This window comes from Streptomyces sp. NPDC048337 (assembly GCF_043201175.1).
Taxonomy (GTDB): Bacteria; Actinomycetota; Actinomycetes; order Streptomycetales; family Streptomycetaceae; genus Streptomyces.
Genome location: NZ_JBICYR010000010.1, coordinates 118009 through 130294, shown reverse-complemented (window position 1 = coordinate 130294; position 12286 = coordinate 118009). Strand labels below are relative to the sequence as shown.

Genomic DNA, 12286 nt, shown 5'->3' with positions numbered 1-12286 from the left:
CGTGGCCCGGATCTCCGAGGAGACGAAGCAGCACAACGAGGGAGCGATCCGGGCCGCGATGGACCGGCTACTCCGGGGTGAACTCCCGCGCGGCGGCCGGTGCGACTTGAAGACCCTGGCCGCCGAGGCAGGCGTGACCCGCACCGGCTTCTACCCGAAGAAGGACCGGGCCGGGAACGAGCGGCCCGGCCCGTACCAGCACCTGGCGGAGGAGTTCGAGCGGCGCGTGAGGGCCGCGCAGGAAGCCGGGGAGATCATCGACCCCCGGGACGCCCAGATAGAGCGTCTGAAGGCCGAAAATGCCGGTCTGCGGGAGCGGCTGGCGGCCAACCGGGACACCATCGCGGAACTGACGGTGTTCCGCACGATGGCCGTGTCGCAGCTGGCCGCGCAGTACGAGGAAATCGAGCGGCTCCGTAAGGCCCTGGACGGCGCCGGGAACGTCCGCACGTTGCCGCTGGGCGGCCGTACCGGTCCCGCGTAGCCGGGACTGGCACAACGACCCTCCCAGGTCAGCAGAAGGGGCCCCACCAGGTCTTGGGTTCTGGTGGGGCCCTTCGCGTACCCGGGCGGTCAGGCCGCGCCGGGCCGCTGCGCGAGGATCTCCCGGACCCGGGCGCCGGCCTCGGGCGCCGGCCTCGGGATACTCCGCCGCGGTGCGGGCAGAGTGGGCACGGCCCCGCTGGACCGAGGCCCACAGGCGGGCCCGCCGGGGCGGGAGTCGGCGGGGACGGCGGTCAGATCCGGCGGGGCTCGATGATCACTTCGGGTGAAGACGACCGTACGACGCTGGCCGGGGGAACGATGGTGCTGCCCATGCAGACGCTCGCGGCGATGGTCGAGTGCCGGCCCACGGCGATGCCGGGGCCGAGGGTGATCATGCTGCCGGTCTGGACGTGGTCGCCGATCAGGCCGCCGAACTGGGACGTGGTGCACCGGTAGGGCGGTTCGTCGCCGGGGCCGTGCAGGGCGATTTCCTTGATGGGTACGCGCATGTCGTAGTTCCACAAGCTGATCGCCGCGATCACGAGGTTCGCGGACAGGTGGGCGTCGGTCCCGATGATGGAGTGCCCGACGCCGACCTGGTGGCCGAGAACAGCGTTCTCCCCCACGAAGGAGTGGGTCACTTCGCACCCGAAGCCCACGGACACGCCGGCGGCGAGCACGGACCGCTTGCGGACGGTCGAGAACTCGTGAACGCGGACCCCCGGCCCGATGATGGCGTCTTCGCCGATGATCGCAGTGGGGTGGATCTGCGCAGTGGGGTGGATCCGCTCGGGCACAACCTGTAGGGCGTCGTCATGGAGGGCGTCCCAGCGGGTGAGGAAGTCGGACAGCTCGAACTCGCCGATCTTGGCGTATCCGGTGGCGTCCAGGCCGGACGCGGTCGGGGGGCGGACGTAGTCACCGATACGGATGGACTCGGGCACCTGGCTTGCTCCTGGTCGTCGTCGGGGCGGGTGGTTCAGGCGGCTTCGGCGGCCTCACGGCGCAGGAAGTCGGGCAGGGCGGCGGGGGTGTTGTCGAGCCAGGCGACGTAGCGGGCCACGCCCTCGGCCGCTGTGATCCGGGGCTCCCAGTCCAGGGCGGCGGTCATGCGGGCCGTGTGGGCCGTCCCGCCGAGCGGGTCGCCCTCGGGCAGCGGCCGGTCTTGGAACTCGGCGTCGGGGTAGTGGTTGCGGATGAGCTGGGCTACGTCGGCGATGGATGTGGCCTGGCCGGTGCCGATGTTGAGGGTCTGCCGGTCGGCGCCGGGGGCGAGCATGGCGCGGATGGTGGCTTCGGAGATGTCTTCGACGTGGACGAAGTCGCGGACCTGTCGGCCGCCGCCGTTCAGGTGCAGGGGAAGGCCGAGCTTCGCGCGCATCGCCATCCAGGCGACCACCCAGGAGTGCGATCCCTCCTTGACGGTCTGCGGTTCGCCGTAGACGGAGAAGTAGCGGACCGAGGTATGGGAGACGTTGGCCTTGCCCAGCACGAGCATGGTCTGCGCCTCACCCCACGCCTTCGTGTTCGCGTACACCGAGAGCGGCGCCAGGGGCTGGTCTTCGTTCCATGTCTGCACGTCGTGGCGCTTGGGGTCGCCGTTGCCGTAGACGGCCGCCGAGGAGACGAACACGAACCGGCGTACCCGGGCGTTGCAGCGGCGGACCGCGTCCAGGAGGACCTGGGTACCTGTGACATTGGTCTGGATCGCGGCCATCGGGTTGCGGGTGCAGGCGGCCACGTCGGCGACGGCGGCGGCATGGATCACGTAGTCCGCTTCCCGGACGACGTGGTCCATCAGGGTCGCGTCGGCGATGTCGCCCACGATGGTGTCCCGGTCGGTGGTGTGGACGCCGAACAGGTCGGCGTAGACGGCGGCGGGGTAGGCGTCGAGCTTGCCCACGGCGATCACGCGGGCCCCGGCCGCGCGAAGTCGGGCGGTGATGCGGGAGCCGACCAAGCCCCCGCCCCCGGTGACCACCACGGTTGAGCCGGCGAGGGCGGCGGACAGGTCAGCGTCGGTCAACGTCACGATGGTCTCCTCGGATTCGGCGGAAGGGGGCGACGGGGAGGTTGCGACCGGGCCGGCTTGGGACCGCCTCCCCGCCACCCCGGCGGGCACCGCCCGGGCCAGGGGTGGGCTCCACCTGAAGGAGCGGTGGTGCAGCCCCGGGCGGGCTGATGAACAGTGAACGCCCCAGCACGGAAAGTGAGTACCGTGGGCGAAGTGGCAACCCGTTCAACCCGTTCAAGATCGTTTCCGAGGGGGCCGACATTGGCAGGGGACCGGACACCGAACAGCGCGTTAGCGGACGTGATCGCCGAGTCCGGGGCCACGTACTACGCGCTGGCCAGGGAGATCCGCTCTGTGGCGGCCGAGGCCGGCCAGCGGTTGAGTACCGGGCCGTCGGCCGTCGCCTACTGGGTTGCAGGGGGTACACCCTCCGGCCAGACGCCGTTCTACATCGCCGAGGCCCTGACGAGACGGACGAAGCGGCGGGTGACGGTCGCCGAGATCGGTCTAGGCTCCGCTGTCATCGGTGGCGTCCTGGAGGCCGATCCGCTGGCCGCCATCGCCGATCTCGGGAGATCCGTCATGCAACGTCGCCGTGACTTCCTCGGCGCCGCGTTCACCGCCGCCGCCGTCGGCCTGCCCCTGGCCTACGACCACGAAGCGGTCGCCGCGACGCTCCGAGCCGCCGAGAGCGGCGGCAGTGTCGGCCCCACCGAGGTGAGCACCGTCCGCCAGCTCACCGAGACGTTCCGCAGCGTGGACGAACGCATGGGCGGCGGCCACGGCCTGACCACCGTCACCGCCTACCTCACCGACACCGTCGCCCCGATGCTCACCGCCCGGTTCCCCTCCGCCACGGTCCGCTCCGAGGCGTTCGCGGCGGCGGCCCAGCTGGCCTGCCTGGTCGGGTGGAAACACCACGACCTCGGCCGGGAGGGCGCCGCACAGCGGTACTACCTGCTGGGCTATCAGCTGGCCTGTGAGGCCGACCCGAACGGCCATGCCGCGTGGATGATGCGGGCCCTGACCCATCAGGCACTTGACCTGGGCCACCCCCGCTCTTGTCCGGAGCTGGCCGAAGCCGCCCTGGGCAGGGCGGCGGGGAAGGTCGACCGGCAGACCGAGGCCCTGCTCCTGGTGACGTGCGCCCGCGCCTACGGGGCCGGCGGGCAAGGCGCCAGGGCGGCACGTGCCCTGCTGGCCGCCGAGGACGCCGTGACAGACACCCGGGACCCTGTCCCCGCCTACGCCGCCGCCTCGGGCCCGGTAGTGGCCACGGTCGCCTCCCACATGGGAAAGACCCTGACCGCGATGAACGACCACCGTGCTGCGGAGCGGCACTACCGGCGGGCCCTGGCGGGCCGCGCACCGGGCACGTACCAGCTCAAGCACGGGCTGACCATGGCCAACTTGGGGCGATCGGTGGCCGGGCAGCACCGGCACGAAGAGGCCGTGGGCCTTTGGGCCCGGTCGCTGGACTTCATGGGCGGCGTGGTCTCCGACCGCAACAGGCAGGCGGTCAGGGAAATCCAGGCGGCGGCGACCCGGTACCGCAAGCGCGGTGTGGCCGGCGCGGCCAGCCTGGACCAGCGCGCGACCGAACTACTGCGAAACCACGTGTGAGAGGAACAGCAACAGAATGCCGAAGATCGGGGTTGTGGTCCTGACCATGGGCGATCGGCCCGCAGAGCTGCGGGCCCTGCTGGACTCGGTGGCCGCCCAGGAAGGCGATCCGGCAACCGTCGTCGTCCTCGGCCAGGGCGTAAAACTCCCACCCCTCCCGGACGGCGTGGACGGTGTGGAGTTGCCGGAGAACCTGGGCATCCCCGGCGGCCGGAACGCCGGCGTGGCCTGGCTGCGCGAGCGGGGCGGCGTGGACGTCGTCGTGGTCCTGGACGACGACGGCCTGCTGCCCCGCACCGACACCTTCCGGCTGGTCCGGGAGGCGTTCGCCGGAAGGCCCCGCCTGGGTATCGCGGGCTTCCGCATCGCGGATGAGACCGGAGCGAGTCAGCGCAGGCATGTCCCCCGCCTGGGCGGCAAGAACCCGCTGGTGTCCGGGCCGGTGACGACGTTCCTCGGCGGCGGCCACGCCATCCGCATGAGCGTCATCGACCAGGTAGGCGACTTCCCCACCAAGTTCTTCTACGCCCACGAGGAAACGGACTTCGCCTGGCGGGCACTCGACGCCGGCTGGGATGTCGACTATCGGGCCGACATGGTGCTGCAACACCCGCGTACGGAAGCGTCCCGGCACGCGGTGTACTACCGCAACACCGGCCGGAACCGGGTCTGGCTGGCCAAACGGCACCTGCCCGCCGTCCTGGTCCCGGTCTACCTCGGGACGTGGGCCGCGTACACGATCGCGCAGCGGCCCCCGCTGTCCGGCCTGGCCGCCTGGTGGGCCGGCTTCTTCGAAGGCGTGCGGGTGCCCTGCCCGCCAAGGCGACCCATCCGCTGGCGAACCGTGTGGCGGATGACCCAGCTGGGCCGACCCCCGGTGGTTTGATCGCCGCCGCCGACGACGGCCAGGATCTGGTTGTGCTGGCCCTACCTACACAGACCGCAGCGCCCCCTCACTCCATCGAGTGTGACGCCCGCCACGGTGGTAGGGTCTTCGCCACGCTCGAATGCGACACCGGGACCCGCACCGTACGAGACACCGGCCCGGGCTCCAGCGGGCCCCTATACGACACGACTTGCGGGGGACACGGCGAGTGCGTCGATAAGATCGCTCTTCATGCCGTTGATCCTCGCCCGGCCCGACCCCCCTCGGCATCATCCTGAAGGCGGAGCCTGGCATCCTTGGCGGGATGAGCAGCCAGCACACGAACCACTCCACGGACGTACCCGCGGTCGGGGCGGACAGCCCCTTCCGGCAGGAGCACGCCCTGCGCGACGAGGCCCCGCAGTTCGTCCTGCCGCTGGTGGTGCGGATCGAGAAGACCGAACCGCCCGCCCGGACGGACGCGCTGGAGACGGCGGCCCGCGCGGTGCTGGTCCTGCTGACCGACGAGCGGGCGCTGGGCGAGGGCGAGTGGGCCGGGGCGGTCCGCGACTGGCAGGACGCGCGGATCCGCAAGGTGGTCCGGCGGGCGCGCGGGGCGGAGTGGCGCAAGGCGGGGACCCTGCCGGGTGTCACGGTGCACGGTGACACCTCGGAGGTACGGGTCTTCCCGCCGGTGCCGCTCGACGGCTGGCCCAAGGAGCTGGCGAAGCTGCAGGTGTCCGGTACGGACCTGGACGATCCGGAGCCGGTGGACGCGGCCGTGGAGCCGGGGGTTCCGGTGCTGTGGCTCAACCCCGACCTCGACATGTCGGCCGGCAAGGCGATGGCCCAGGCCGGGCACGCGGCGCAACTGGCGTGGTGGGAGCTGACGGACTCGGAGCGGACGGCGTGGCAGGACTCCGGTTTCCGGCTGGTCGTACGGACGGCCGCGCGCGAGCGGTGGGCGGAGCTGGGCGGGAGCGGCCTGCCAGTGGTCCGGGACGCCGGGTTCACGGAGATCGCACCGGGCAGCGCGACGGTGATCGCCGACCACCCGGCACTGCGGGCCCGGCTGTAGGCGCCCCATCCGGGAACCTCAAATGTTGCTCTGAACGTCCCTTCCCCGCGGTTGGCCCCCGGTCTGCGGGGCCATCACTTCGGCACACGGTCCGTAGGGATGCGGGGAGAGGGGGCGAGGGGACATGAAGCCCATGGCACGCCTGGGGGTGGGCATCGGCTGGCGGCCGGAGATCGCGGACGCCGTGGAACGGCTGCCCGGCCTGGACTGGGTCGAGGTGGTGGCCGAGAACATCTGCCCGGGCCACCTGCCCGAGGCGCTGCTGAGGCTGCGCGAGCGCGGGACGCGGATCGTGCCGCACGGGGTCTCGCTGGGCCTCGGCGGCGCCGACCGGCCCGACGCGCAGAAGCTGGCGGAGCTCGGCGAGCGGGCGGCGGCGCTGGGGGCGCCGCTCGTCACCGAGCACATCGCCTTCGTACGGACCTCCTCGGCCGTACGGCCCGTGCTGGAGGCCGGGCACCTGCTGCCGGTGCCGCGCACGCGCGACGCGCTGGACGTCCTGTGCGAGAACGTGCGGATCGCGCAGGACTCCCTGCCGGTGCCGCTGGCGCTGGAGAACATCGCCGCGCTGTTCTCGTGGCCGGGCGAGGAGCTGACGGAGGGGCAGTTCCTGACGGAGCTGGTCGAGCGGACCGGCGTCCGGCTGCTCATCGACGTGGCCAACCTGCACACCAACCGGGTCAACCGGGGCGAGGACCCGGCCGCCGTACTGGACGCGATCCCGCTGGAGGCGCTGGCGTACGTGCACGTCGCGGGCGGGATCGAGCGGGACGGGGTCTGGCACGACACGCACGCCCACCCGGTACCGCCGGTGGTGCTCGATCTCCTGGCGGAGCTGCGGGCGCGGGTCGACCCGCCGGGGGTTCTGCTGGAGCGGGACGACGACTTCCCGGAGGAGGCGGAACTGGCGGGGGAGCTGGCCGCGATCCGGGGGGTGCGGGGCCCTGCGGGGCTGTCCCCTACCCGCCCTTCCTCCGTTCCTCGGGGCTCCGCCCCGAACCCCGAGCCTCACCCGCCGGCGGCGCTGAAGGGCACGGAGCCGGTCGGGGCGGTGGCGATCGGCGGGGCGGTTCCGACCGGCGGGACCCTGGGCGCGGCGCCCACGGCCGACCCCGGGAAGGACCCCGCCCACCGATGCGGCGCCGAGGGGGCAGGGCACGGCGTTGCCGACGCGGTGCGGACTCGGGTGGCGCTCGGGCAGGCCGCGCTGCTGTCGGCGCTGGTGGCCGGGACGCCCGTGCCCGAGGGGTTCGACCGGCAGCGGATCCGGGTGCAGGCCCGGGCGCTCGCCGCCAAGCGGGCCGACGTGGTGGCCAAGGTGGCGCCCGAGCTGCCGGGCATCCTGGGCGGCGCCAAGCCGTACCGCGCGGCCTTCCTCGCCTACGCCAAGGGCCGTCCCATGACCGGCGGCTACCGCCGCGACGCGCTGGACTTCGCCGAGCACCTGCTGATCCGGGACCTGCCGGCCGACCCGGCCGCCCGGCGCCGGCTCACCTCCTGGTGGCGGGACCGGGCCGGGGCGCGGCCGCCCCGCCGGGTCGTGCGCTGGGCCCGGGCGCTGGTGGGGAGGGCGGCATGAACCTCCTCGCCCTCGCGATCTGGCTCGGCGTCGCCGTCTCCGGCGGCCTGCTGATCCGCGGCCTGCGCCGCTCCCGGCCCCCGTCGGCCGGCCCGGCGCCGGCCCTGCACGACCTGTCCGAGGCCGCCTTCATGGCGGGCGGCCCCGGCGCCGTCGTGGACGCCGCGCTCGTCTCGATGCTCGGGGACGGCCGGCTGGTCGTCGGCGGCCCCGGCATCGTCCAGGTACGCCCCGGGACGCGGGCGTACGACCCCGCCGAGCGCGCCGTCCTCCAGGCCCACCAGGCCGCTCCCTCGGGCTGGCTCTACCAGGTCCGCTACGCCGCCATGCTCGACCCGGCCGTCCAGGAGACCGGGGACGCGCTGGCCGCCCGCGGGCTGCTCGCGCCGCCCGGATCGGGGCGGACCTGGCGGCGCTGGGGGCTGGTCCAGACTGTCGTGTGCGCGATCCTCGTCCCGGTCTCGCTGCCGCTCACCTTCGTGGCGTACGTGCTGCGGCCCGGGGAGGACCAGGTGCCCTTCATCGTGAAGGTGCTGCCCGTCCTGCTGGCCGGCATCGTGGTGGGCCTGATCTGCGCGGCCCGCGCCAAGAGCCGGCTCACCCCGGCGGGGGCGCGGGCGCTGCGCGACCTCCGCTCCTCGTACGTCAACGACCGGACCCCGCACGTGCAGACGGCGCTGTTCGGGCTGCGCGGGCTGCGGGACCCGTTCCTGCGCGCGCAGTTGGTGCCGGCCGCGCGCGCCACGCGGCTGGCGGCGGCCCAGTCGCGCTCCCGGCCGCACCGGTCGCAGGGGTCGCACGGGTCGGACGCCTCGTGCGGGTCCTCGTGCGGGTCTTCCACCGATGTCCTGCCGGTCGTCTGGTGTGCCGGGAGCGACGGGGGCAGCGGGGGCGGAGGGGGCGGCTGCGGGTCGTCCGGCGGCGGCAGCGGTTGCTCCTCCTCGGGATCCGGCTGCGGTTCCTCCAGCAGCAGCTGTGGAGGCGGCAGCTCCAGTTGCGGGGGCAGCAGTTCGAGTTGCGGCAGTTCGTCCAGTTCGAGCTGCTCCAGCAGCTCCTGACTCCCCATCACGACCACATCACAAGGTGCTCACACCTCGGCCGTACCCCTGACCAGGGATGTCAACTGCTTGTAGAAAGCGGGCATGTTCTGGGTCCTGTTCCTGCTGGTGGCCTGGGCCGGGGTGCTGTGGTCGTGCACCCTCCTCGTGGCGGCCGCCGGCCACGCCGCGGAGCCCGCCACCGGCTCCGCCACCGCGCACCACCACGACGAGCTGAACCTGTACGAGGCCGCCTACCTCGCCGGCGGCCCGCGGCGGGTGGCCGATCTGACGCTGCTCTCGATGGAGCGCCAGCGGCGGCTGCTTTTGGCCCACACCGGCTGGGCCACCGTCGTCGACCCCGTCGGCCGCGACGCCCACGAGAGGTCCGCGCTCGGCGCGTTCGGTCCCGACGGGCAGTCTCCCGTACCGGAGCTGCGGTCCGCGGTGGCCGGGGACGAGGCCGTACGGGCCCTCGCGGACCGGCTCGGCGAAGCCGGGCTCGCGCTGCCCGCCGGCTCCCGGCGCAGCGTCGGCGAAGGGGTCCGGGCCGTACGCGGGGCCACCCTGCTGACCCTCGCGATGGCCGCGGTCTCCCTCGCCCTCCCGGCGGGCGGGGGCACGACCTCCGGCATGATCATGGCCTGGTTCTCGCTGCCGCTGCTCCTCGGCGCGGGTTGCCTGGCGATAGCCCGTTTCGAGGCCCACCCCTACTCGCGCTGGGCCTCCCCGGCCGGCCGGCGGCTGCTCGTCGCGCTGGACCGGGATCGCGGCGACGCGCAGTCGCTGACCTCGGTGGCCGTGCGCGGGATCCGCGTGGTCACCGATCCGGGGCTTCGGGCGGCGCTGGGGTACGGCAACCGGGGGTGGATCCCGCGGCAACGGGGCCATTGAGGCCGACACCGCCCGCTGATCCTTTACACGGCCCTGGCCCGATGGTCGTCTCATCGGACGATACGAAGGGACCGCCATGCGGAAGCCGCTCACCCGCCTCGGCACCGCCGCGGCGGGTCTCTCGCTCGCCCTGTGCACGGGCGCCGGCGCCGCCGCGGCCGCCGCCCCGCTCGCCCGGCCGGGGCCACGCCCGGCCGAGGCCGCCCGGCCCGTCCGGCCAGGCGGCGATCCCATCGCGGAGGCGAACGCCGAGCGCCCGGCCGAGGCCGCCCTGCCCGTCCCGGCCGGCGTCACCCCCGCCACGGAGCCCGGCGCCGGGCGCGCGGCCGGGACCGCTCTGCCCGTCCCGGCGGGCGACGCCGCCGCGGAGGCCGGTGCCGAGGTCGTTGCCCGTCGGGCCGCCGTCACCGGGCTGGGTTTCGGGCCGTGCCCCGCCGTCGAGAACCTCCCCGACCCCGTCCGCTGCGCGACGCTCCGCGTGCCGCTCGACTACGCCCGCCCGACCGGCCCGCAGATCTCCCTCACCGTCAGCCGCGTTCCGGCGACCGGCGCCCACGGCGCCGCCCGGCAGGGTGCGCTCGTGCACAACCCCGGCGGCCCCGGCGCCTCCGGCATGTACTTCCCGCTCCTCGCCGACGCGCCCGGGTGGGAGCGGATCGCCGCCGCCTACGACCTCGTCGGCTACGCCCCGCGCGGGGTCGGCCGCTCCGCCCCGCTCTCCTGCCAGGACCCCGCCACCCGCGACCGGGGCCCCACCCAGGTCCCGATCGAGCCCTCCCCCTCGTACAAGCGGCAGCGCGTCGAGGCCGCCCGCGCCTACGCCCGCGGCTGCGCCCGCCGGGCCGGCTCCGCCCTCGCCCACTACACGACCCTGGACAACGTCCGCGACCTGCACGTGCTGCGCGCCGCGCTCGGCGAGGAGCGGCTGAACTTCATGGGCGGCTCGTACGGCACCTACCTGGGCGCGGTCTACGCCACCCTCCACCCGGGCCGCGTCCGCCGCATGGTCCTCGACTCGGCGGTCGATCCCGACCCGCGCCGCGTCTGGTACCGCAACAACCTCGACCAGGCACGGGCGTTCGAGCGCCGCTGGTACGACTTCCGCGCCTGGGCCGCCCGCCACCACGACGCGTACGGCCTCGGCTCCACCCCGGCGGCCGTGCGGGCGAGCTACGAAAGGGTCCGGGACGCGGTGGCCCGCACCCCCGCAGGCGGGTCCGTCGGTACCGGAGAACTCCGGGCCGCCTACCTCCAGGCCGCGTACTACGACGACGTGTGGCCGGAGCGGGCGGCGGCCCTCGCGGCCTTCCTGCGCGGCGATCCGGGCCCGCTGACCGCGCAGGCCGCCCCTGACCCGGCCGCGGCGGCCGACGCCGAGAACACGACCGCGGTCTACACGGCGGTGCTGTGCAACGACGCCCCCTGGCCCGGCGACTGGGAGACCTGGGACCGCGACAACACCGAGCTGGCCCGCACGGCCCCCTTCGAGACCTGGTCCAACGCCTTCCTGAACCTGCCGTGCGCCTACTGGCCGGTGCGCGCGCGGCAGCGGCCGGTCGACGTCGGAAGCGGGCCGGGCGGGCTCCCCCGCACGCTGATCGTCGCGGCGGAGCGGGACGGGGCGACCCCGTACCCGGGTGCGCTGGAGCTCCAGCGGCGGCTCGGCGCCGGGGCCGCGCTGGTCACGGAGCGCGGGGCCGGCTCCCACGGAGTGTTCGGCGGACGCAATGGCTGCGTGGACCGTCACGTGGAGCGGTATCTGCTGACAGGGGCCACCCCGGGGTGGCGTGTCACGTGTGCGCCGCATCCGGAGCCCGCACCGGTGTCGCTGGACGACGGGGCAGCACGTGCCCGCAGGGCACTGCTGCCGCCTGTCGTCTGAACTTCCGGGCGGGATCTCCGGCTGCGTCGTTTCGGGGGCAGGGCCTCCCGATCCACCGGAGAAGGTCAGTCCTCCGGTCCGTCCCCCCAGGGGAGGTATCAGGCGAGCCCGGCCACCAGATCGGCGACGGACTTGCGGCGCCCGGTGTAGAAGGGCACCTCTTCGCGGACGTGCATACGGGCCTCGGAGGCACGCAGGTGACGCATGAGGTCGACGATGCGGTAGAGCTCGTCGGCCTCGAAGGCCAGCAGCCACTCGTAGTCGCCCAGCGAGAAGGAGGCGACGGTGTTGGCGCGGACGTCGGGGTAGCCGCGGGCCATCTTGCCGTGGTCGGCGAGCATGCGGCGGCGGTCCTCGTCGGGCAGCAGGTACCAGTCGTAGCTGCGCACGAAGGGGTAGACGCTGACGTAGTCGCGGGCGACCTCGTCGGCCAGGAAGGCCGGGATGTGCGACTTGTTGAACTCGGCCGGGCGGTGCAGGGCCATGTTCGACCACACCGGCTCCAGCGCGCGGCCCAGCTTGGTGCGGCGGAAGAGGTTGTAGGCGGTCTGCAGCTCGTCCGCGGTCTCCGCGTGCCACCAGATCATGATGTCCGCGTCGGCGCGCAGGCCGGAGACGTCGTAGGAGCCGCGGACGATGATGTCCTTGGCCGCCAGCTGGTCGAACAGCTCCTGGACCTCGTCGGCGTAGCCGGCGCGGTCCTCGGGCAGGACGTCCTTCAGCTTGAAGACGGACCACAGGGTGTAGCGGATGACCTCGTTGAGGTCCTTCGCCTTCTTCCCCGCGTTGGGAATCTTCTCTGGTGCAGTCATGTGCCTATTGTCCCAG

At 73.7% G+C, this 12286-nt stretch carries 11 protein-coding genes; 8 read left to right on the top strand and 3 right to left on the bottom strand.

Annotation, left to right across the window (positions count from 1 at the left end):
- Nucleotide 1: 1 nt before the first annotated feature.
- Nucleotides 2–484, top strand: coding sequence for a hypothetical protein (locus ACGFYU_RS18630; RefSeq protein ID WP_365920655.1), 483 nt, complete (start codon nucleotides 2–4; stop codon nucleotides 482–484).
- A gap of 253 nt (nucleotides 485–737) precedes the next feature.
- Here the strand turns inward: ACGFYU_RS18630 and ACGFYU_RS18625 are convergent, their stop codons facing one another.
- Together ACGFYU_RS18625 and ACGFYU_RS18620 are read right to left on the bottom strand one after the other, a co-directional pair.
- Entirely contained in the window at nucleotides 738–1430 is a 693-nt protein-coding gene (locus tag ACGFYU_RS18625; RefSeq protein WP_365920653.1) for a transferase, read from the bottom strand.
- 35 nt (nucleotides 1431–1465) lie between these two features.
- Nucleotides 1466–2518 carry an NAD-dependent epimerase/dehydratase family protein gene (locus ACGFYU_RS18620; protein WP_365920652.1) on the bottom strand — a complete coding sequence of 351 codons (1053 nt, stop codon included), beginning with the start codon at nucleotides 2516–2518 and terminating at the stop codon, nucleotides 1466–1468.
- Nucleotides 2519–2761: 243 nt separating this feature from the next.
- Between ACGFYU_RS18620 and ACGFYU_RS18615 the strand changes: the two genes are divergently transcribed.
- The 7 genes from ACGFYU_RS18615 (at nucleotide 2762) to ACGFYU_RS18585 (ending at nucleotide 11458) form a co-directional block, all read left to right on the top strand.
- The gene (locus ACGFYU_RS18615; RefSeq protein WP_393828467.1) at nucleotides 2762–4123 is read left to right on the top strand and encodes a tetratricopeptide repeat protein; all 1362 of its coding nucleotides are present in this window, start codon (nucleotides 2762–2764) and stop codon (nucleotides 4121–4123) included.
- Between the two features lie 16 nt (nucleotides 4124–4139).
- Nucleotides 4140–5009 carry a glycosyltransferase gene (locus tag ACGFYU_RS18610; protein ID WP_365920648.1) on the top strand — a complete coding sequence of 290 codons (870 nt, stop codon included), beginning with the start codon at nucleotides 4140–4142 and terminating at the stop codon, nucleotides 5007–5009.
- Nucleotides 5010–5313: 304 nt separating this feature from the next.
- On the top strand, nucleotides 5314–6066 hold the full coding sequence (locus tag ACGFYU_RS18605) for an aminoacyl-tRNA hydrolase (protein ID WP_393828369.1): 753 nt from the start codon (nucleotides 5314–5316) through the stop codon (nucleotides 6064–6066).
- 124 nt (nucleotides 6067–6190) lie between these two features.
- A complete protein-coding gene (locus ACGFYU_RS18600; protein ID WP_393828368.1) occupies nucleotides 6191–7645 on the top strand; it encodes a DUF692 family multinuclear iron-containing protein in 1455 nt (484 codons plus the stop codon).
- On the top strand, nucleotides 7642–8703 hold the full coding sequence (locus ACGFYU_RS18595; RefSeq protein WP_393828367.1) for a TIGR04222 domain-containing membrane protein: 1062 nt from the start codon (nucleotides 7642–7644) through the stop codon (nucleotides 8701–8703). The genes ACGFYU_RS18600 and ACGFYU_RS18595 overlap by 4 nt, the downstream gene beginning before the upstream one ends.
- Before the next feature lie 84 nt (nucleotides 8704–8787).
- Entirely contained in the window at nucleotides 8788–9576 is a 789-nt protein-coding gene (locus tag ACGFYU_RS18590; RefSeq protein WP_393828366.1) for a TIGR04222 domain-containing membrane protein, read from the top strand.
- 76 nt (nucleotides 9577–9652) lie between these two features.
- The gene (locus tag ACGFYU_RS18585) at nucleotides 9653–11458 is read left to right on the top strand and encodes an alpha/beta hydrolase (RefSeq protein ID WP_393828365.1); all 1806 of its coding nucleotides are present in this window, start codon (nucleotides 9653–9655) and stop codon (nucleotides 11456–11458) included.
- 98 nt (nucleotides 11459–11556) lie between these two features.
- Here the strand turns inward: ACGFYU_RS18585 and hemQ are convergent, their stop codons facing one another.
- Nucleotides 11557–12270 (bottom strand): hydrogen peroxide-dependent heme synthase, encoded by a 714-nt coding sequence (gene hemQ, locus ACGFYU_RS18580; RefSeq protein WP_393828364.1) that lies wholly within the window; start codon nucleotides 12268–12270, stop codon nucleotides 11557–11559.
- Nucleotides 12271–12286: the final 16 nt, after the last annotated feature.